The organism is Janthinobacterium sp. GMG1 (assembly GCF_034427795.1).
In the GTDB taxonomy this organism is placed as follows: domain Bacteria; phylum Pseudomonadota; class Gammaproteobacteria; order Burkholderiales; family Burkholderiaceae_D; genus Janthinobacterium.
The window spans coordinates 355,400-374,920 of sequence record NZ_JAXQNT010000002.1 but is presented as its reverse complement, the minus strand read 5'-3'; the positions used below and the strand labels follow the sequence as shown (position 1 = coordinate 374,920).

The following is a 19,521-nucleotide window of genomic DNA, read 5'->3' as shown; positions in this document are numbered from 1 at the left end:
TCAGCTGTTAATTTTCCCGCAGCCAGACCAGGCTGGTGGTGCGTTGCGGATCCGTTTTTCGATTGACGAGCGCCACGGCGTCCAGGGCGGCACGGTCCAGCCGCACGCGGATGACGGTGAGAAAGTAGCGGCTCTTCACATCGAGTTCCACGCCTTCAATCAATGCAGCATTAATATTATTCTGGAAATTTAACTTATCGACAAACTTTTTGCGCGGATTGCTCAAAGTCAGGGCGCTGGCCTCGGACAGCGACATCATCGTCACGGCCGCCAGCACCTCGGCCGGGGCCGTATTCACGTTCACGGGCGTTATTTCCGGCAATACGATGATGAAATCGCGCAGTTTTTCAATGATCTGTGGCGTGTAGCCGGGCACGGCCAGCAAATCCTCGATCTGCGTGAACGCCACCGGCTCGCTGCCGCCGCCCGATGCGGGCGTGGCGGCGGGCGTCTTGCCGTCGGTGCCGCTGGCAACAGTGCGCGGTTTCGGCTTCGCGCGCAGCACGGCATCGGCCGTCGCTTGCGCCAGGGAACTATCGAGCTGCAAGTTGGATAACAGTCGCTGGTAGGCCAGCACCTGCTTCGCATTGATGCCGCCCGTGGCTTCAAGCAGGTTCGTAATATTAAAGCGCGCCTGCGCATCGAGTGCGCGGCCCGAGACGGTGGCGTCGAATTTTTCCGTGTCGACCTTTTCGCGGTCCACATAATCGTCGAGCCGCGCTTCCTCGATGGGCGTGGCCCACACGCCATCGAGCGCCGTCAGCATGGGATTGTCCTGCCGCAACCAGAAGCGGGCGAAGTCGACCATGCCGCGCATGGCCCATTGCGTCTGCAGGCGCAGGCGCTGGTTTTCCATCGAGCGCACCTGCACCTGCTGTTGCCAGAACAGGCTGGCGACGACGGTAATGGCCAGTGCCGTCAGCAGCAGGGCCGTGATGACGGCCACGCCGCGCTGGCGCGAGGGAAACTTGTAGCGCGTCATCCCGGCCCCAATAAAAAGACTTTCGACAGGCCCGCGTCCTGGCCCGGCATCTGCAGGGTCACTTCCAGCCCCGGCACTTGCGTGGAGATGGTGGCGCCCGCCGTCAGCACGTTCCAGGCGCCATTGTTCCAGCCGCGCATGACCATGCTGTCGACGCCGTTCATCAAGGTGACGTCGGCGCTGGAGGTATCGGTATCGTCGCGCGCCGCCTGCCACAGGGTGTCGAGCACGGCCAGGTCGCGCGTGCCGTTCGACTCGCGCCGCGTCAGCACGCCGCCGCGCAGGCGGTAAGTGACCACTTGCAACTGCTGCGGCTCCTGTTCCGAGGCGGCCAGGCGCACCAGGGTCAGGCGGTCAGTCTCCGCCGACAGGTTGATGCGGCCATTCAGCAGGGTATTGTTCTGGCCGGCGCCGGCCAGGTGGTCGCAATCGCTTTGCATCTGGGCAAACGCCAGCTGCATGCCGCGCGCCTGTTCCAGCTGGCTGGTCAGCACTTCGCGCGAGCGCATGATGCTGTCCAGGCCGCGCCAGCCCAGCACGGCGACCATGGCCAGGATGCCGATCGCCACGAGCAGCTCGATCAGGGTGAAACCGCCGGCAGGAACAGTGCGGCGCGCCATCAGTCGTTAAAGGAAAGTAATACCAGGCGCACGATGCGCCGGGCCGGATATTGCGCGTCATACACGTTGACGCGCACTTGCCGGATGCGGGGATTCGGCGTGGCCACCACTTCCTCTTCGCAAATGAGTTTTAAATCGCCCTGCGGGCAGTCGACCGTGCGCTTGCCCGTCTGCGGAAAGGTCTTCGCCAGGCGCAAGCGCACCAAGTGGTTTTCCGCCGACCAGGTGGCCATCATGGCGCTGCGCAAGCCATCGCTGTTTTGCGTCAGGCTGCCGACGGCGCGCAAGGAGGCGCCCAGGGCCGTGCCGACGATGACGAGGGCGACCAGGACTTCCAGCAAAGTGAAGCCACGCTGGCGGCGTTGTCGTGGGAAGGCCATCATTGCTCGACCGTGAAGTGGCCGATGCCGTCGGCGCGGATGGCCACGCTGCGCTCGCCACTGGCCAGGGTCAGCACGAAAGGCTTGTCGACCGGTTCGCGGCCGAAGATGATGCGCAGCGGCTGGGCCACGCTGTTCGAGGGCTGCACGCTGAGCAGCATGGGCGTGTTGGCAAACGCGCGCTCGCGCAGCAAATCGTCCTGCGTCACGGGCTGCCACAGCTTTTCATTGAGAACCAGGAAACGGTATTGATTTTCGTCAGCCTCGAACGCCACCTGCCGGCTGCGCACGATGGCTTCATCGCGCGCCAGTTGCAGCAGCAGCGCGATGCGCTCGGCTTCCTTTTGCAAGGCTTGCTGGCCATTCGGCATCGCGTTCAGCGACACCAGGCCCAGGGTCACGCCGATGACGACCATCACCACCAGCAATTCGATCAGCGTGAAGCCGCTGGCGCGTGGCCGGGGCAATGCGCGACCGGTGGTCATGGCAGGCATGCAATGGAAAACTTACAGTTCCCAGGAACCGATATCGGCGTCGTCGCCGCTACCGCCAGGCTGGCCGTCGGCGCCCAGCGAAATGATGTCGACTTCGCCTTTCACGCCCGGCGACAGGAATTGGTACGGGTTGCCCCATGGATCCTTCGGCATTTTTTCCAGGTAGCCGCCCGCTTTCCAGCCATTCGCGGCCGGTCCCGTGGTCGGTTTTTCGATCAGCGCCTGCAAGCCCTGCTCGGTGGTCGGGTAGCGCTGGTTATCCAGGCGATACAGTTTCAAGGCTTGCATCACGGTAGCGATGTCGACTTTCGCCGCCGCCACTTTCGACTCGCCCGTGCGGGCGATCAGCTTGGGCACCACCAGCGACGCGAGGATACCCATGATCACCACCACGACCATGATTTCGATCAAAGTGAAGCCGCGCGCGCGGCGCTGGCGTATCGGATGGTTTGCTGCGTTTTGCATAAGAAAGAGAGAAGAAGGTGAGTAATGAGTGCAGAGTATAAAGCGGAAATATGACAAAGCCTGTCATATAGGGAAAAATTTCTGCGGGGCCTGTCAGGCCGGCAAGACCACTTCGCCGCAAACGGCGCAGCCGGGGTCGCGCGCGACGCGCATGCTGCTCCATTCCATGTGCAAACCGTCGAGCAGCAGCAGCCGGCCGGCCAGCGATTCGCCCGCGCCCATGATGAGTTTCAGCGCCTCGGCCGCCTGCATGGCGCCCACCACGCCGACCAGCGGCGCGAACACACCCATGGTCGAGCACGCCTCGTCAGTGAACTGCTGCTCCTGCGGAAACAGGCAGGAATAACATGGCTGGGTACCCGTGCGCGGGTCGAACACGCTCACTTGCCCGTCGAAACGGATCACGGCGCCCGACACCAGCGGCACCCTGGCCGCCACGCAGGCGCGGTTGACGGCATGGCGCGTGGCGAAGTTGTCGGTGCAGTCGAGCACCACCGTGGCGGAGCAGACCAGTTCGGCCAGGCGCGCGCCGTCGAGGCGCTCCTGCAAGGCGATGATATCGATCTCGGGATTGATGCCGGTCAAGGTCTCGCGCGCCGACAGCACTTTCGGCTGGCCCACGCGGGCCGTCGTGTGGGCGATCTGGCGCTGCAGATTGGTCAGATCGACCGTATCGTCATCGACCAGGGTCAGCTTGCCGACACCGCTGGCGGCCAAATACATGGCGGCCGGCGAGCCGAGCCCGCCAGCGCCGATCACCAGCACATGCGCGTCGAGCAAGGCTTGCTGGCCTTCGATGCCGATCTGATCAAGCAGGATATGGCGCGAATAGCGCAGCAGCTGATGGTCGTTCATGGCGGCGACTACGGTTTTTGTACAGGAATCTTCTTGTCATCGGCCTTGATGTCGGAAGCAATTTCCGGCTTGGCGCCGATCTTCTCCGCCTTCGGGTCCACCTTGGCCAGCTGCACCGGCAAGCCCTGGAAATGGTTCAAGGCTTGTTGCAGCTGGAAATCATCCTTGGCGCCGTATTCGAGCGGCTTGCGCTTTTTCGCCGTGGCAATCAGGCGCTGCTCTTCTTCCAATTGATCCTGCATGCCTTCCATCGTCGGCTTGGCCGCTTCCGGCTTGCCGTCGTTGCTGCTCAGGTGTTTTTCCAGGTCCGCCTCGCGGATGCGCAGGCTGTTCCAGCCGTCGCCCTCGGCCGTTTCATCGACCAGCAAGTCCGGCACGATGCCGCGCGCCTGGATGGCCCGGCCCTTCGGCGTGTAGTAGCGGGCCGTCGTCAGCTTGACGGCCGTGTCGGCCGTGATCTGGCGCAAGGTTTGCACGGAACCCTTGCCGAACGTTTGCGTGCCGATGACGGTGGCACGCTGGTAATCCTGCAAGGCGCCGGCGACGATTTCCGAGGCGGAAGCGGAGCCGGCATTGACCAGCACCACCAGCGGCACGGTTTTCAGCGCGGCCGGCAGCTTGGCCAGCGGGTCGGCCTTGGCGCCCGGCGGCGCATAGAATTCGCGGCGGCCATAAAACACCTGTTTCGACTCGGGTAATTGGCCCTTGGTGGAAACGATCACGGAGTTACCCGGAAGAAATGCTGTCGCCACGCCAATGGCTCCCGGCACGACGCCGCCGGGATCGTTACGCAAGTCCAGCACCAGGCCCTTGAGCTTGGGGTCTTGCGCATACAGGGCGTTGATCTTTTTGACCATGTCACCGACGGTCGGTTCCTGGAACTGGGCGATGCGCAGCCAGGCATAGCCGGGCGCGACCATCTTGGCCTTCACGCTTTGCACGCGGATTTCCTCGCGCACGATGGGGAACACCAGCGGCTTGCTTTCGCCCTTGCGCGACATCGTCAGCACCAGCTTGGTGCCCGGCTGGCCGCGCATCTTCTTGATGACTTCTTCCAGCTGCAAGCCTTTCAGCGGGATATTGTCGAGGCGGGTGATCAGGTCGCCCGCCAGGATGCCGGCCTTGGCGGCAGGGCTGTCCTCGATGGGCGAGACGACTTTCACATAGCCGTCTTCCATGCTCACTTCGATGCCGATGCCGACAAACTTGCCCTGCACGCTTTCGCGCATTTCCTTGAAGGCATTCTTATCGAGATACACGGAGTGCGGATCGAGCGACGAGACCATGCCGGAAATGGCTTCCGTCAAGAGTTTCTTGTCTTCCACCTTCTCGACGTAATCGGACTTGATCAGGCCAAAGACGTCGGACAGCTGGCGCAGCTCGTCGAGCGGCAGCGGGGCATTCGTGATCTTCTGCGCCACGGCCGGGAACTGCAGCGACATGCCGATGCCGGCCAGGACGCCCAGACCGATCAGGCCGATACTTTTGACTTTGATACCCATGTATTCTTCGCAATCTACAAATTCGCTGCCGCAGCAATGGTGGGAACTGAATTAAAACTTCACCCAGGTGGCGGGGTCGAAGGCGCGGCCCTGATGACGCAATTCAAAGTATAGCCCTGATTCCTCGTTGCCGCCGCTGTTGCCCGCGCTGGCAATGGCGTCGCCGCCCTTGACGGCGTCGCCCACTCTTTTCAGCAGGGATTGGTTGTTGCCATAAATGCTCATGTACTGGCCGCCATGGTCGACGATGATCAAATTGCCGAAACCGCGCAGCCAGTCGGAAAACACGACGCGGCCACCGGCGATGGCGTGGATCTCGCTGCCTTCGCCCGTGCGGATGAACACGCCCTTCCAGCTGGGGCCGTCACCGCGCTTGCTGCCGAAACGGGCGGCGATCTTGCCCGCCACGGGGGCGCGCAGCTGCCCTTTCAGGCTGGCAAAGGCGCCGGCTGGCGCGGCCGGGCCCAGGCTCGGGCGCTCCGGCTCCGGTTCCGGCTTGGGTTCCGGCTTAGTCGCCACCTTGGCCACTTGCGGCGGCTCGTCGTCGTCGATCGGTTCCAGTTTCACGGGCGGCGGTGGAGGCGTTTGCGGCTTGATCTTGCCCGATTTGTTTTGTTGCTCTTTTGCAATTCGCTCGCGCTCGGCCTGCGCCTGGGCGGCCTTGGCGCGTGCGGCCAGCAGGCGTTCGCGTTTTTCCGCGGCAATCTTGGCGTCGGCGGCCGCTTTGGCGGCGGCACGCTGTTCGGCCAGCAATTGCTGGCGTTTCTTTTCAGCCGCTGCGGCGGCGGCTTGCTCTTCGATCAATTTTGCCAGCTTGTCGACCAGGTTGCCCATGCGCTGTTCGTCGCGCTCGACATTGCCCACTTCCTTGCGCTGCGCCACCAGGCGTTGCGACAAGCTCGTCAGCAAGGCGGCGCGGCGCGCCTTCTCCTGCACCAGCAGGGCTTTCTGGTCGCGCTCTTCCTGCGCGATTTCTTCCAGCTCATCCTTGGCGTTCTGCACGTCCGCCTGGTTTTTCTCCACGGCCAGCAAGTTGGCGCGCAAGGCTTCCAGCAGGCGCGCCTGCGCCTGCGACACATACGCCATCAATTGCAGGTCGCGGTTGATGCGGTTCGGGTTATCGCCCGACAAGAGCAGCTTGATGCGGTCTTCATTGCCGGCGACATATTGTTCACGCAGCAACTTCGACAGCTGCGTCTTTTGTTTCTCGACGGTGGCCGTCAATTGCTGGTGCTCTTGCCCCAGCGCATTGAGTTTCACACCCGTCGCGCTTTGTTCCTGCGCCAGGTCGCGCAAGGCGCGGTTGGCATTGGAAATGGCCTCTTCCGACTCGGCCAGGGTATCGGCCGCGTCATCCTTGGCGCTTTCCGTGCGGCTGATGTCGCGCTTGAGCGCCGTCAGCTTTTGTTGCAGTCCTGCACGTTGTGCTTCCGCGGCCGCCTTCTGCTTGCTGCGTTCGGTGGGCTTGGCGCCCTGCGCGGCACTGCTGCAAAGCAGCAGCGCCAGGCACAGCATGGCACCGGCGCGCCACGCCGGCAGGGGTCGTTCAGCAGAGGGGGCGATGGCTGTGCCGCGGAAGAAAGACGACAAGTTACTTGGCCTTCCCTTGGTTCGCCACGGCTGCTTGCGCTGCCGCAATTGCTGCCGGGTCGCCCAGGTAGTAGTGACGGATCGGTTTCAGGTCGGCGTCCAGTTCATACACGAGCGGCTGGCCGTTCGGAATGTTCAGGCCGACGATATCGCTGTCGCTGATGCCGTCGAGCATCTTGATCAGCGCGCGCAGGCTGTTGCCGTGGGCCGAAATGATGATTTTCTTGCCGGCGCGGATGGCCGGGGCGATTTCTTCATCCCAGGCCGGCATCACGCGCGCCACGGTGTCTTTCAAGCATTCGGTCAGCGGAATCGATGCTTGCGGCAAGCCGGCATAACGCGGGTCGTTGTACGAGGCGCGGTCGTCGTTCGCTTCCAGCGGCGGCGGCGGCGTATCGTAGCTGCGGCGCCATACCAGTACTTGCTCGTCGCCATACTTGGCGGCTGTCTCGCCCTTGTCCAGGCCTTGCAGGGCGCCGTAGTGGCGCTCGTTCAAGCGCCAGTCGTTCTTGATTGGCAAATACATCATGTCCATCTCGTCGAGCGCCAGCCACAGGGTGCGGATGGCGCGCTTCAGAACGGAAGTGTAGGCCACGTCGAACGTAAAACCTTCCTGCTTGAGGATCTGGCCGGCGGCCTTGGCTTCGTTGACGCCCTTTTCCGTCAGATCGACGTCGGTCCAGCCGGTGAAGCGGTTATCGAGGTTCCAGGTGGACTCGCCGTGACGCATGAAAACGATTTTGTACATAGTTCTATCTTCTCAAGGGGTTCAAATCAAAAAAGCAAAACGTAAAAAGACCTCGTCCAGCTTCTATTTTATAATGCGCGGATTGACTTAAACCATTGGACCCTACGTGAAATTCATTATCGACCACATTTTTCTGTTTGCCATCGTCATTATTTCCGGCGGCGCCCTCCTCTGGCCACTGCTGTCGATGCGCGGCAAGCGCGCGACCGTGCTGGAAGTCACGCAACTGATCAACCGCGGCAAAACCATCATCGTCGACGTGCGCAGCGCGGAAGAATTCGCCACGGGTCACTTGCCTGACGCAAAAAATATTCCGCTGCCGGAACTGGCAAAACGCGTGGGCGAGCTGGAAAAATTCAAAACGCGCCCCATTGTAGTGGTTTGCCAGAAAGGTTCGCGTTCGGCAACCGCCGTCGGCCTGCTGGGCAAAGCCGGTTTCGCTGAGGCAACGAGCCTGGAAGGCGGCCTCGACGAATGGAAAAAGCAGGGTTTACCATTGAAAACCTTGTCGCTGGCGAAATAAACCAGCATTAACTGAAGGAATCATCATGACCGTCCCAGTAATTGTGTATAGCACCGCCGTGTGCCCGTATTGCGTGCGCGCCGAGCGCCTGTTGGAATCGAAGGGCGTCGCCGTGCAAAAGATCCGCGTCGACCTCGACCCGGAAGAGCGCATCAAGATGATGGAACGCACGGGCCGCCGCACGGTGCCGCAAATCTATGTGGGCGATACCCACGTGGGCGGATTCGACGATTTGTATGCGCTCGATCAAGCTGGCAAGCTGGACCCCTTGTTAAATGGCACGGCAGCCTGATATAAAGCGGGTTCGAGAAATTGCTTGGTTTTTTGTCGTATTGTTTTGATACAATTGCCCTCGCACCTGATCTGGCCGCGCCTATCCGGCGCGGTTTGAATACCGCAAGCACCATATTTGAACGGTGTGCCGTTCTTGTCCTTTACAACGAAAGCGTTCCATGTCTGACGAAAATCTGCAACCAGTCTTCCAAATCCAACGCGTCTACCTGAAAGACATGTCGCTGGAACAACCAAATTCCCCAGCTATTTTCCTGGAACAAGAAGCACCAGCCATCGAAGTGGCACTGGACGTGGGCGCTGCGCCTCTGGCCGACGGCATCTTCGAAGCCACCGTGACCATCACCGTCACCGCCAAAGTCGGCGAAAAAGTCGCTTTCCTGGTTGAAGGCAAGCAAGCCGGTATCTTCGAAGCACGCAACATTCCTGCTGATCAACTCGATCCACTGCTGGGAATCGGCTGCCCGAACATCATCTACCCTTACCTGCGCGCCAACATCGCCGACGTGATCACCCGTGCCGGCTTCCCGCCAGTGCACCTGGCCGAGATCAACTTCGAAGTGTTCTACCAACAACGTCTGCAAGCTATTGCTGACGCCGCTGCCGCAGCTCCAGCAGCCAGCGAAACGCACTAAGCTCTTGCAAGACCCCGCCAGCCGTCAAGGCTGGCCTGACACGGCGGCCTGGCCGCCGTGTTTCGTTAAGGTTCAAAAATATCATGTTGAAAAGTGCGCTCTTGAGCAAGTTCCGCTGGATGGCCGGCGCCGTGCTGCTGCTGGCGACCGCCGCCAGCCACGCCGTCGATTTCAAAACGGTGGGCGCCGCTCCCGTGATCCTGTACGACGCGCCATCCTCCAAGGGAGGCAAGCTGTACGTGGCGCCACGCGGCATGCCGCTGGAAGTGGTGCTCAGCTACGGCGAATGGGTCAAGGTACGCGACGCCAGCGGCGAAATGGCCTGGACGGAAGCCAAGGGCCTGTCGGCCAAGCGCAACGTCGTGGCGCGCGCCGCGAACCTCAAGGTTCGCGCCAGCCCCGACGACACCGCCTCCCCCATCATCCTCGTCGACAAGGGCGTGCTGCTGGAAATAAGCGAGCAGCAGAGCTCCGGCTGGGTCAAGGTGCGCCACAAGGATGGCCAGAGCGGCTACGTCAAGACCAGCGAAGTGTGGGGCCTGTAAGCACCGCGTCCGTTCCCCCTGCCCCGTTGAGGTTGCATGCAAGTTTCTCCTGAAGTCACTCCCGATAGTATTCCCGCCGCCCGCAAGATCACCATCCTGGGCGCCGGCGCCTGGGGCACGGCCGTGGCCATGGCCCTGGCTGGCCGTCATGACGTGCTGCTGTGGGGCCGCAACGGCGAGGCCATGGCCGCCATGGCCGCCAGCGGTGAAAACAGCTATTTGCCCGGTTTCCCTTTACCGCCGCAGCTGCGCATCAGCGCCGATTTCGACGCCGCCGTCGCGCATGCCAGCGGCGAACACGGCCTCCTGATCGCCGCCTGCCCTGTGGCGGGCTTGCGGCCCATGCTGCATCAGCTGAAAGACATGGCGATCGGCAACCTGGTGTGGCTGTGCAAAGGCTTTGAAGGCGGCACGGGCTTGCTGCCGCACCAGATCGTGCAGGAAGTGCTGGGCGACAAGATTCCCGGCGGCGCCCTGTCCGGCCCCTCGTTCGCGCAGGAAGTAGCGCGCGGCTTGCCGTGCGCGCTGACCATCGCTTCGCACAATGCCGCCTTGCGCGGCGCCGTCGTCTCGGCCTTGCATGGCGGCACCATCCGCGTGTACGCGAGCGACGACCTGGTGGGCGTGGAAGTGGGTGGCGCCGTCAAGAACGTGCTGGCGATCGCCACCGGCGTGGCCGACGGCCTGGGCCTGGGCTTGAATGCGCGCGCCGCGCTGATCACGCGTGGCCTGGCGGAAATCACGCGCCTGGGCACGGCGCTGGGTGGCCAGACAGAAACGTTCATGGGCTTGACGGGCATGGGCGACTTGATTCTGACGTGCACGGGCGACCTGTCGCGCAACCGCCGCGTCGGCCTGGGTTTGGCGCAAGGCAAGGCGCTGGACACCATCGTGGCTGAGCTCGGTCACGTGGCCGAAGGCGTGCCCTGCGCCAAGGCCGTACGCGAACTGGCGCGCCGCATGGGCGTCGACATGCCGATCACCAACGCGGTGGCCGGCGTGCTGTTCGATGGGGACTTGCCGCACGTGATGGTGCAGCAGCTGCTGTCGCGCGATCCGCGCGCCGAGGCGGCTTGAAGCACCCGGAAAGCTAGCGCCCCGCCTTGTGCATGAGTATGGTGAGCAATAACAGACTGTCTTCGCGCGCTTCCAGGGCGTGCGCCTGGCCGCCGAGCAGGTACAGCATCTGCCCCGATCCCAGCACCTGCACGCCGCCATGCGCCTCCACCGCCACCTGCCCTTGCAGGCACAGCAAGGTGATTTCGCCGAGCACGTGATGCTCGGGCATGGTCTTACCTTTGGGCATGCACATGCGGATCAATTCCAGCTCATCCGTTTTGGCCAGCGCGATGGCGGAAAACTGCGACAGGTCGTCGCCGTCCCTGCGCAGCACCTCGATCACCTGTCCTGAACTTGCGTGCTCCAGTGCCATCATGTGCTCCTTCCGCAATTACTCGGTGACTTCCTCCGGCTCTTTCGCGCCGCGCATCCACTCGACCAGCGGCCACGCATCCTTCAAGCCTTCCGCCAGGGTCGGCAGCAGTTTCTCGGGCGCGTTCACGGGCAGCGGCACTTCGGTCCAGACAAAAAAGCTCTTCAGCTTGATGAATTCGATATGTTCGGCGTCCGCGTCAAACCCCTTCGGCGGGCGCTGCAGCTTGCCCTCGTTCTGGATGGTGCCGAAACGGGCCTTCAAACGCTTATTTTTCAACACTTTGGAAAAGCCTGGCGCGTCGTTGAGCATATGCTCGCGCAGCGCCTTCAGGCGGCCCGGCGGCGGCATGTATTCGCCGGCGCCGAACAGTAAATTGCCCTGGCCATCGATCTGCAGATAATACGTGGGGCCGCCCGCCTTGCTGGGACGGCGCATGTCGTTCGGCGCGATGGCGGCCGAAAAGCGCGTCTTGTACGGACTCTTGTCGTGCGCAAAACGCACGTCGCGGTTGATGCGGAACAAGGCCTTCTTCGGATTGCAGTACTTCACGGCCGGGTCGAACTTGCCCAACTCACCGATCAGGCTGGTGACCAGCGCGAGGAATTCCTCGCGCAGGATGTCGTAACGGGGCTTGTTCATGACAAACCAGGGACGGTTGTTGTTGTCGCTCAGTTCACGTAAAAATTGGGTCAAATCACGCACATGCATGTGTCAAATTCCGATCAGCAACTATTTGGAAAGCTCTTTCGGGATGGGGCGCTTGCCCACCATCACGTCGAGCGCCGCTTCGCGATTCTTGCGCAGCACCGTCATTTTAGCTTTTCCGCCGGGCGGCAGTTGAGCGATCAGGTTCAGCATTTCCGTCGTATCGCCGACGGGCTTGCCTTCCACCGTCAGCAGGATGTCGCCGGGCACGATGCCCGCCTTGTCGGCCGGGCCGTTGCGCACCACGCCGGCGATGATGGCGCCGCTCGTGCGCTGCAAGCCGAAGCTTTGTGCCAGCTCGGGCGTGATGTCCTGCGTTTCCACGCCGATCCAGCCGCGCACCACGTGGCCATCCTTGATGATGGCTTCCATCACCGTCTTGGCCGTCGAGACGGGAATGGCGAAGCCGATGCCGACGGAGCCGCCGCTTTGCGAGTAGATCGCCGTATTGATGCCGATCAGATTGCCGCGCGTGTCGACCAGGGCGCCGCCCGAGTTGCCGAAGTTGATGGCCGCATCCGTCTGGATGAAGTTTTCAAAGCTGTTGATGTGCAGGTTGTTGCGACCCAGTGCAGAGATGATGCCCATGGTCACCGTCTGGCCCACGCCGAACGGGTTGCCGATGGCCAGCACCACGTCGCCCACGCGCGCCAGTTCCGACTGGCCCAGCACGATGACAGGCAGCTTGTCGAGGTTGATCTTGATCACGGCCAGGTCCGTTTCCGGGTCCAGGCCGACGATCTTGGCGGGCGCCTTGCGGCCATCCGTGAGCACGACTTCGATTTCGTCGGCGCCTTCGACCACGTGGTTGTTGGTCAGCACATAGCCTTCATGGCTGACGATGACGCCCGAACCGAGGCTGTTTTTCAAGTCGTCGTCATCCCCGTCGTCCGGGTCGCGGTCGCCGAAGAAACGTTTGAAGAAGGGATCGCGCGCCAGCGGATGGGCGCCGCGCTTGGGCACTTGCAGGGTGAGGATGTTGACGACGGCGGGCATGGCGCGCGCCGCCGCGTCGCGGTAGGAACCGGGCGCCAGGCTGCTGGACGCCGTTTCCACCACGGGCACCGGCTTGTTGGGAGAGCCCAGTTGCTGTACCCGGCTGGCCGGGCGCAGCGCGCCGTACACAAAGTACAGCGCCAACGCGATCGTCACGGTTTGCGCAAACAATAACCAGAATCGTCGCATAGCACTCCACCCAGGTCAGCCGGCCCGTGCCGGAACGACTTATTTTGCCAGATCGTTGCTATTCTGTCCGTTCTTCTGCAGGGAGTCGCGGATTTCACGCAGCAGCACGATGTCTTCCGGCGTGGCCGGTGCAACTGCCGGCGCGACCGGTTCGCTGCGGCGGGCCTTGTTCATCAGGCGCACCATCTGGAAGATGATGAAGGCCAAAATGACGAAATTGAGCAGAATGGTGAGGAAATTACCGTAGGCCAGCACGGCGCCCGCCTTTTTCGCTTCCACCAGGGTCATCGTGGTAGCTTGACCATTCAGGGGCAGATAGTAATTGGCGAAATCGAGTCCGCCGAAAATGCGGCCGATGGGTGGCATGATCACATCTTGCACCAGGGAATCGACAATCTTGCCGAAGGCGCCGCCGATGATGACACCGACCGCCAGATCGACGACGTTGCCTTTCATTGCAAATTCTTTAAATTCTTTCATCATTGCCATGAATTTCTCCTTCGGATATGTATAAAAAACATGCCGATCATACTATTGATTCCCGGGTACACCAACTTGTGGTTGCCGGCGAGACCAATTCCGGCACAGCCGTGCGCATCTAGTTCGAAAGAACTAGCCACCTCCTGCAAAAGTATATAAATTATGGTACAAGCAACGTTTTTGTTTTATTCGTTGTTTGCTTCACTTATAATTTGCGGTTGCCAGAAGTGGCTTTTTCACTTCCGGATAATCAACAAGAAACTGGCATGGGCTGCGCCATAGTCCGAAGTTCCGCAGGGATGTTGCCACTTTACCGTACAAAGATGCGGGTTGCGGCAATCAGTGGGAAAGAGCTTCGGCGACGGGTTTTTCGCGGCTGCCACTCATAATAAAGATTCGCATTTTGACTGATTGGGGTTTGCATGAGTAACGAAAAGCAGGTCGATTCAGGCCGTCGCGGCTTGCTCGTCGCCACGTGCGCGGCGGGCAGTGTAGTTGGATTGGCAACCGCGGGAGCCTTGGTAAGCACCTTCCAGCCGTCGGAGCGCGCGAAAGCGGCTGGCGCGCCGGTCGAAGTAGACATCACCACCTTGCAACCCGGCGAAATGCGCACCGTCGAATGGCGCGGCAAGCCGGTCTGGATCCTCAAGCGCACGCCGGAAATGATCGCGTCGCTCAAACAAACCGATGGCAAGGTCGCCGATGCCAATTCCCAACGCAATCCCGCCGAATTCACGCCTGAATACTGCATGAACGAGGCACGTTCGATCAAGCCTGAAATTCTCGTCGCTGTCGGCATCTGCACCCACCTTGGCTGCTCCCCTTCCTCGAAATTTACCCCCGGCCCGCAACCGTCGCTGCCCGATGACTGGGAAGGCGGCTTCCTGTGCCCTTGCCACGGCTCCACCTTCGACATGGCAGGCCGCGTGTTCAAGAACAAGCCGGCGCCGGACAACCTGCAAGTGCCGCGTCATATGTATCTGAGCGACACCAAATTGCTGATAGGTAAAGACGAGAAAGGCGAGGCTTGATCATGGCTGCTTTCAAAGAAACGAAGTTCCCGGCAGACGCTCCCGTCGCCGAAAAAGCACTGGGCTGGGTCGATGACCGCTTTCCCCTGACCAAGCTGTGGAACGACCAATGGGGCAAGTACTACGCCCCGAAAAACTTCAACTTCTGGTACATCTTCGGCTCGCTGGCCATGCTGGTGCTGGTCTTGCAGATCGTCACCGGCATCTTCCTGACCATGCACTACAAACCGGATGCGGCCCTGGCCTTCAATTCCGTCGAGTACATCATGCGCGAAGTACCGTGGGGCTGGCTGGTGCGCTACATGCACTCGACGGGCGCCTCGGCCTTCTTCATCATCGTCTACCTGCACATGACGCGCGGCCTGCTGTACGGCTCGTACCGCAAGCCACGTGAACTGATCTGGCTGTTCGGTTTCGCCATCTTCCTGTGCCTGATGGCCGAAGCGTTCTTCGGCTACCTGTTGCCATGGGGCCAGATGTCGTACTGGGGCGCCCAAGTGATCGTCAACCTGTTTGGCGCCATCCCGCTGATCGGCCCTGACCTGTCGCTGTGGATCCGCGGCGACTATGTCGTTTCCGACGCGACCCTGAACCGCTTCTTCGCCTTCCACGTGATCGCCATCCCGCTGGTACTGCTGGGCTTGGTTGCAGCGCACTTGATCGCCCTGCACGAAGTCGGTTCGAGCAACCCGGACGGCATCGAAGTCAAAGAAAATCTGGGCGCCGATGGCCACCCGGTCGATTCGATTCCTTCGCATCCGTACTACACCGTGCATGACCTGTTCGGCGTGTCGATCTTCCTCGTCATTTTCAGCGCCGTCGTCTTCTTCGCGCCGGAAATGGGCGGTTATTTCCTGGAATACAACAACTTCCTGCCCGGCGATTCGCTGAAGACCCCGCTGCACATCGCGCCTACCTGGTACTTCACGCCGTTCTACTCGGTGCTGCGTGCCACCACGGCCGACTTCATGTACGTGCTGATGGGTGTCGTGGCTGCCTACGTGGTATTCATCTGGCTCAAGTCGCGCCTGTCGACGATCGTCAAGTCGGTCATCGCCGGCATCGCCATCGTCGCCATCATCGGCATGCTGCCGCAGGTGCTGGACGCGAAATTCTGGGGCGTGGTGTTCTTCGGCGGTTCCGTCGTGATCCTGGCCTTCCTGCCATGGCTCGACCATTCGCCCGTGAAATCGATCCGCTACCGTCCGACCTGGCACAAATATGTGTACGCCATCTTCGGCCTGTCGTTCCTGATCCTCGGCTACCTGGGGACCCAGGCGCCAACGGATACGAAAACCATCGTGTCGCAAGTGTGCACCCTGATTTACTTCAGCTTCTTCCTGTTGATGCCATGGTGGAGTGCAATGGGCAAGTTCAAGACCGTGCCGTCGCGTGTGACGTTTCACCCGCACTAAGCCGCTCTCACGCCACGCTCAAAGGACATACATCATATGAAGATTGCAAAAAAACTGCTCGCCATCCTGGCCTTCGTGCCTGCCATGGCTCTCGCCAGCGAAGGCGGCTTTCCGCTGGACAAGGCTCCTGACCGCCAGACCAACATGGCGGCGCTGCAACATGGCGCCAAATTGTTCGTCAACTATTGCTTGAATTGCCACGCCGCCGTGTCGATGCGCTACAACCGGCTGCGCGACCTGGGCTTGACGGAAGACCAGATCAAGCAGAATCTGTTGTTCTCCGGCGATAAAGTCGGCGACTTGATGACGACAAGCCTGGCACCGCAGGACGCCAAGGCTTTCTTTGGCGTCGTACCGCCGGATTTGTCGGTAATTTCGCGCGCGAAATCATCTTCCGCTGGCACAGGCGGCGACTACCTGTATACTTACCTGCGTACGTTCTATAAAGACGACACTCGTCCGACCGGCTGGAACAACATGGTCGTGCCGAATGTTGCCATGCCGCATGTATTATGGGAATTGCAAGGTGTCCAGTCTGCCAAGTTCGTGGAAGAGAATGATCCGCACGACGCTGGCAAGAAGATCCACAAATTTGCCGGCTTCGAGCAGGTCAAGCCAGGTACGTTGAACAAGATCGAGTATGACAATGCGGTAGCCGACCTGGTCGGCTACATGGAGTGGATGGCCGAACCGGCACAGCAGACACGCAAGCGCCTGGGCGTGTGGGTGCTGCTGTTCCTGTCGGTCTTTGCTCTGCTGGCATGGCGCCTTAACGCGTCGTTCTGGAAGGAAGTCAAATAAGTGAGGCGCCGGCCATAGGCCGGTTTATGCCTGTTTCTGCGTTGTCCGCATGAGTGGACAAGCGACCTGGGGTGAGCCGTTCGCGGCTTCACCCCCTTTGTTTCTAAGGAACTATAAAAAATGATGGTTCTCTATTCGGGTACAACCTGCCCATTTTCGCAACGCTGCCGCCTGGTCCTGTTTGAAAAAGGCATGGACTTCGAAGTGCGCGACGTCGACCTGTTCAACAAACCGGAAGACATTTCGACCATGAATCCGTACGGCCAGGTGCCTATCCTGGTCGAGCGCGAACTGATCCTGTATGAATCGAACATCATCAACGAGTACATCGATGAGCGCTTCCCGCATCCGCAACTGATGCCGGCCGATCCGCTGATGCGTGCCCGCGCGCGCCTGATGCTGTTCAATTTCGAAAAAGAACTGTTCGTGCATGTGCACGTGCTGGAAAGCGAACGCGCCAAGAGCAACGACAAGGCCCACGACAAGGCACGCGCGGAAATCCGCGACCGCCTGACGACCCTGGCGCCGCTGTTCCTGAAAAACAAGTACATGCTGGGCGACGAATTCTCGATGCTCGACGTGGCTGTCGCGCCGCTGCTGTGGCGCCTGGACCACTACGGCATCGAACTGTCGAAGACGGCAGCACCGCTGATGAAATACGCCGAACGCATCTTCTCGCGTCCTGCGTACATCGAAGCGCTGACGCCATCCGAGAAAGTTATGCGCCGCTAAAAGATATGCCCGGCAAGCCACGCTTGCCGGGACATCTTGCGTCAGCAGCCAGTCTTTTGAATTACCGGTGCGCCACCCTGTCATTGACAGGGGCGCTCCCGCCTCACAGTGTCTACCATGTCTGAAATCTCAACCAAACCTTATATGCTGCGCGCCATCTACGAGTGGTGCACCGACAGCGGCTACACGCCTTATCTCGCGGTCAAAGTCGATTCGCGCACCACGGTACCGATGGAATACGTGAAAAAGGGCGAAATCGTGCTCAACATCAGCTTCGGCGCCACCAGCGGCCTGAAGATGGACAACGACGCCATCCGCTTCCACGCCCGCTTTGGCGGCGTCTCGCGCGAAATCTACGTACCGGTCGACAACGTGATGGCCATCTACGCCAACGAAAACGGCCAGGGCATGGCTTTCGAGCCTGTGTTGGGCAACGATGACCCCGACGCGCAACCGACGGACAGCCCGGCCTCCGCCGACGTCCCGCCGCCAGCGATCGCCCCGGTCTCCAGCGCCCCGACCCTGTCGTCCGTGCCGACCAGTTCCCCCGAACAACGCGACAACGCCACGCCCGGCGACGACGAGCCACCAAAAAAAGGCGGCCGCCCGACCCTGACACGCATTAAATAGCGTATAATTCGCAACGCGCAGTTTTTGCCGACTTAGCTCATTTGGTAGAGCAGTTGATTTGTAATCATCAGGTGGCCAGTTCGAAACCGGCAGTCGGCACCAGAATTTTAGTAGGAAATCAAAGGGTTACATGCTTCGGCAGGTAGCCCTTTTTTCTTTTCTCCCTTCCGCGAACCACTCCCGTGGCGCATTGCTGCACCGCGCAATGACTATCAGCACGTTTAGGCGCAAGATGAGCATGTGCTTGCGCAAAGCAGGCTCCCGATGTCTGGCTTGCCTACCTGGGGAAATATCATGTCCGCACATACTTACAAGCTGATCGAACTGGTGGGAACATCGACCGAGAGCAGCGATCAGGCGATACGCGATGCCATTGCCAAGGCGGCGCTGACGGTCAAGCACATGGATTGGTATGAAGTGACGGAATCGCGGGGCCATATCGTCGATGGCAAGGTGGCGCACTTCCAGGTCACGCTGAAGGTCGGCTTCCGGCTCGAATAGCGTACTGCGGCGCGCTCAGCGCCGCCCGGCTACTGTCCGGCTCTCCAGCCACTCCCGGCCGCCGCTGTCCAGCGCGGTCTCAATGACCTTTTCCGGCAAGCTGTAGACGGTCGCCCAGCTGGCGCGGCCGTCCTGCGTATTCGCGGGGAAACTGTGCGTTTCAATCGGCCAGTGGTATTTGCGTTTCAGTGCCTTGACGATAGCGGCCAACGAGACGCGGCCTTGCAGCGGTTCGGCGCCGGACTGGTCGCGGTTCGACAGCAGCACGGCCAGGACCTGGCCGCGGCCCGTGCGCGCGCCGGGGAAGATGGGGGTTTTGTTTGCCATGGCCTATTTTACCGGGCAATGATCAGCGAGAGGCGATGTGCCGCACCTTTGATCTGGCGCAAGCACCGCAGCGGCATTGCGGCCACGATGGGCATGTCACCAGGCGTGCCAGGCCCCTTTGGCAGCCTGGGCTTGATACAAGGGGCACAGGAGGACATCATGCACAGCCTGAACATCCACGCCATGCAATGGCAGCCCGTCGCCGATATTTCTGCCGTCGATCCGCTGCTGCCCGGCGATCTCGCCTGCTTTCGCGAACTGCGCGACGTGCTGCAACGCTATGGCGCACTCGACCGCTTCGGCATTTCCCTGATCCACCGCCATTTCGACATCGCCGACGACGAAGAGCTGATGGAGTACACGGATGCGGAAGCACGCATCTTGACGGTAAAACCTGTCAAGAAAAGCGACATCGACTGGAATCACACGACGATTACCAACTGGAAATTGACGGAAGGCGAGGAAGTGGCGCGCATCGGTTGCGGCTGCGCACGCAATTCGGGCGGCCACCTCGGCTATCACCGGGGCACCTGAGGCTGGCCGGCGCCACCCGCCAAGCGGCGTCGGCCTTTCTTACACTTTGCCCTCTCCAGTTCAGTCCGCTTTGCGCAAGTGTTTGATTCAATATGCTTTTTTTGTGTGGCACGCA

26 protein-coding genes and 1 tRNA gene are annotated in these 19,521 nt (G+C 60.9%); 13 read left to right on the top strand and 14 right to left on the bottom strand.

Annotated features, from left to right (window positions below; all coding sequences use genetic code 11):
* Positions 1-7: 7 nt before the first annotated feature.
* From gspK to gpmA, 9 genes are all read right to left on the bottom strand, one after another.
* Positions 8-982, bottom strand: a complete 975-nt coding sequence (gene gspK, locus SJI03_RS06720) for a type II secretion system minor pseudopilin GspK (protein WP_322426630.1) — start codon at positions 980-982, stop codon at positions 8-10.
* Positions 979-1,602: a PulJ/GspJ family protein gene (locus SJI03_RS06715; RefSeq protein WP_322426629.1), complete on the bottom strand. Its 624-nt coding sequence runs from the start codon at positions 1,600-1,602 to the stop codon at positions 979-981. Before SJI03_RS06715 ends, gspK begins: the two co-directional genes overlap by 4 nt.
* Positions 1,602-1,985 carry a type II secretion system minor pseudopilin GspI gene (gene gspI, locus SJI03_RS06710; protein WP_099377856.1) on the bottom strand — a complete coding sequence of 128 codons (384 nt, stop codon included), beginning with the start codon at positions 1,983-1,985 and terminating at the stop codon, positions 1,602-1,604. Before gspI ends, SJI03_RS06715 begins: the two co-directional genes overlap by 1 nt.
* A complete protein-coding gene (locus SJI03_RS06705; RefSeq protein ID WP_322426627.1) occupies positions 1,982-2,476 on the bottom strand; it encodes a GspH/FimT family pseudopilin in 495 nt (164 codons plus the stop codon). Before SJI03_RS06705 ends, gspI begins: the two co-directional genes overlap by 4 nt.
* 12 nt (positions 2,477-2,488) lie before the next feature.
* A complete protein-coding gene (gene gspG / locus SJI03_RS06700) occupies positions 2,489-2,941 on the bottom strand; it encodes a type II secretion system major pseudopilin GspG (RefSeq protein ID WP_035823835.1) in 453 nt (150 codons plus the stop codon).
* A 93-nt stretch (positions 2,942-3,034) separates the two neighbouring features.
* The gene (locus SJI03_RS06695; RefSeq protein ID WP_322426626.1) at positions 3,035-3,796 is read right to left on the bottom strand and encodes a molybdopterin-synthase adenylyltransferase MoeB; all 762 of its coding nucleotides are present in this window, start codon (positions 3,794-3,796) and stop codon (positions 3,035-3,037) included.
* 8 nt (positions 3,797-3,804) lie between these two features.
* Positions 3,805-5,298: a S41 family peptidase gene (locus tag SJI03_RS06690; RefSeq protein ID WP_322426625.1), complete on the bottom strand. Its 1,494-nt coding sequence runs from the start codon at positions 5,296-5,298 to the stop codon at positions 3,805-3,807.
* A gap of 51 nt (positions 5,299-5,349) precedes the next feature.
* Entirely contained in the window at positions 5,350-6,813 is a 1,464-nt protein-coding gene (locus SJI03_RS06685; protein WP_322426881.1) for a murein hydrolase activator EnvC family protein, read from the bottom strand.
* Between the two features lie 76 nt (positions 6,814-6,889).
* Complete coding sequence (gene gpmA / locus SJI03_RS06680; protein WP_099377852.1) at positions 6,890-7,636, bottom strand: 2,3-diphosphoglycerate-dependent phosphoglycerate mutase; 747 nt, start codon at positions 7,634-7,636, stop codon at positions 6,890-6,892.
* Between the two features lie 106 nt (positions 7,637-7,742).
* Here gpmA and SJI03_RS06675 point away from each other — a divergent pair, with 106 nt between their 5' ends.
* The 5 genes from SJI03_RS06675 (at position 7,743) to SJI03_RS06655 (ending at position 10,707) form a co-directional block, all read left to right on the top strand.
* Positions 7,743-8,159, top strand: a complete 417-nt coding sequence (locus SJI03_RS06675; RefSeq protein WP_034783578.1) for a rhodanese-like domain-containing protein — start codon at positions 7,743-7,745, stop codon at positions 8,157-8,159.
* Positions 8,160-8,184: 25 nt separating this feature from the next.
* The gene (grxC, locus tag SJI03_RS06670; protein ID WP_034753025.1) at positions 8,185-8,451 is read left to right on the top strand and encodes a glutaredoxin 3; all 267 of its coding nucleotides are present in this window, start codon (positions 8,185-8,187) and stop codon (positions 8,449-8,451) included.
* 160 nt (positions 8,452-8,611) lie between these two features.
* Positions 8,612-9,085 carry a protein-export chaperone SecB gene (secB, locus tag SJI03_RS06665; RefSeq protein WP_034783580.1) on the top strand — a complete coding sequence of 158 codons (474 nt, stop codon included), beginning with the start codon at positions 8,612-8,614 and terminating at the stop codon, positions 9,083-9,085.
* Between the two features lie 83 nt (positions 9,086-9,168).
* Positions 9,169-9,630 carry an SH3 domain-containing protein gene (locus SJI03_RS06660; RefSeq protein ID WP_322426624.1) on the top strand — a complete coding sequence of 154 codons (462 nt, stop codon included), beginning with the start codon at positions 9,169-9,171 and terminating at the stop codon, positions 9,628-9,630.
* A gap of 36 nt (positions 9,631-9,666) precedes the next feature.
* Entirely contained in the window at positions 9,667-10,707 is a 1,041-nt protein-coding gene (locus SJI03_RS06655; protein WP_322426623.1) for an NAD(P)H-dependent glycerol-3-phosphate dehydrogenase, read from the top strand.
* Between the two features lie 13 nt (positions 10,708-10,720).
* On the opposite strand, the gene SJI03_RS06650 is transcribed toward SJI03_RS06655, so the two are convergent.
* Genes SJI03_RS06650 through mscL form a run of 4 tightly spaced genes read right to left on the bottom strand, consistent with a single transcriptional unit; the run spans position 10,721 to position 13,444 of the window.
* On the bottom strand, positions 10,721-11,065 hold the full coding sequence (locus SJI03_RS06650) for a hypothetical protein (protein WP_233516124.1): 345 nt from the start codon (positions 11,063-11,065) through the stop codon (positions 10,721-10,723).
* A 15-nt stretch (positions 11,066-11,080) separates the two neighbouring features.
* A complete protein-coding gene (locus SJI03_RS06645; RefSeq protein WP_099377849.1) occupies positions 11,081-11,773 on the bottom strand; it encodes a DUF2461 domain-containing protein in 693 nt (230 codons plus the stop codon).
* A gap of 21 nt (positions 11,774-11,794) precedes the next feature.
* The gene (locus SJI03_RS06640; protein ID WP_322426622.1) at positions 11,795-12,955 is read right to left on the bottom strand and encodes a Do family serine endopeptidase; all 1,161 of its coding nucleotides are present in this window, start codon (positions 12,953-12,955) and stop codon (positions 11,795-11,797) included.
* Between the two features lie 39 nt (positions 12,956-12,994).
* Positions 12,995-13,444 carry a large conductance mechanosensitive channel protein MscL gene (gene mscL, locus SJI03_RS06635; protein WP_099377847.1) on the bottom strand — a complete coding sequence of 150 codons (450 nt, stop codon included), beginning with the start codon at positions 13,442-13,444 and terminating at the stop codon, positions 12,995-12,997.
* Between the two features lie 413 nt (positions 13,445-13,857).
* Between mscL and petA the strand changes: the two genes are divergently transcribed.
* The 7 genes from petA to SJI03_RS06600 all read left to right on the top strand — a co-directional run bounded on the left by petA (position 13,858) and on the right by SJI03_RS06600 (position 18,545).
* The gene (gene petA / locus SJI03_RS06630) at positions 13,858-14,466 is read left to right on the top strand and encodes a ubiquinol-cytochrome c reductase iron-sulfur subunit (RefSeq protein ID WP_034783594.1); all 609 of its coding nucleotides are present in this window, start codon (positions 13,858-13,860) and stop codon (positions 14,464-14,466) included.
* A gap of 2 nt (positions 14,467-14,468) precedes the next feature.
* The gene (locus SJI03_RS06625; RefSeq protein ID WP_099377846.1) at positions 14,469-15,881 is read left to right on the top strand and encodes a cytochrome b; all 1,413 of its coding nucleotides are present in this window, start codon (positions 14,469-14,471) and stop codon (positions 15,879-15,881) included.
* 36 nt (positions 15,882-15,917) lie between these two features.
* The gene (locus tag SJI03_RS06620) at positions 15,918-16,682 is read left to right on the top strand and encodes a cytochrome c1 (RefSeq protein WP_322426621.1); all 765 of its coding nucleotides are present in this window, start codon (positions 15,918-15,920) and stop codon (positions 16,680-16,682) included.
* Positions 16,683-16,802: 120 nt separating this feature from the next.
* The gene (locus SJI03_RS06615) at positions 16,803-17,414 is read left to right on the top strand and encodes a glutathione S-transferase N-terminal domain-containing protein (protein ID WP_010394154.1); all 612 of its coding nucleotides are present in this window, start codon (positions 16,803-16,805) and stop codon (positions 17,412-17,414) included.
* A gap of 117 nt (positions 17,415-17,531) precedes the next feature.
* Entirely contained in the window at positions 17,532-18,044 is a 513-nt protein-coding gene (locus SJI03_RS06610) for a ClpXP protease specificity-enhancing factor (protein WP_225243046.1), read from the top strand.
* A 26-nt stretch (positions 18,045-18,070) separates the two neighbouring features.
* A tRNA-Thr gene (locus SJI03_RS06605) sits at positions 18,071-18,146 on the top strand.
* Between the two features lie 192 nt (positions 18,147-18,338).
* Positions 18,339-18,545 carry a dodecin gene (locus SJI03_RS06600; RefSeq protein ID WP_034753599.1) on the top strand — a complete coding sequence of 69 codons (207 nt, stop codon included), beginning with the start codon at positions 18,339-18,341 and terminating at the stop codon, positions 18,543-18,545.
* A gap of 15 nt (positions 18,546-18,560) precedes the next feature.
* On the opposite strand, the gene SJI03_RS06595 is transcribed toward SJI03_RS06600, so the two are convergent.
* On the bottom strand, positions 18,561-18,872 hold the full coding sequence (locus SJI03_RS06595) for a hypothetical protein (RefSeq protein ID WP_322426620.1): 312 nt from the start codon (positions 18,870-18,872) through the stop codon (positions 18,561-18,563).
* Positions 18,873-19,031: 159 nt separating this feature from the next.
* Here SJI03_RS06595 and SJI03_RS06590 point away from each other — a divergent pair, with 159 nt between their 5' ends.
* Positions 19,032-19,406, top strand: coding sequence for a hypothetical protein (locus SJI03_RS06590; RefSeq protein ID WP_322426619.1), 375 nt, complete (start codon positions 19,032-19,034; stop codon positions 19,404-19,406).
* The last annotated feature ends 115 nt before the right edge of the window (positions 19,407-19,521 follow it).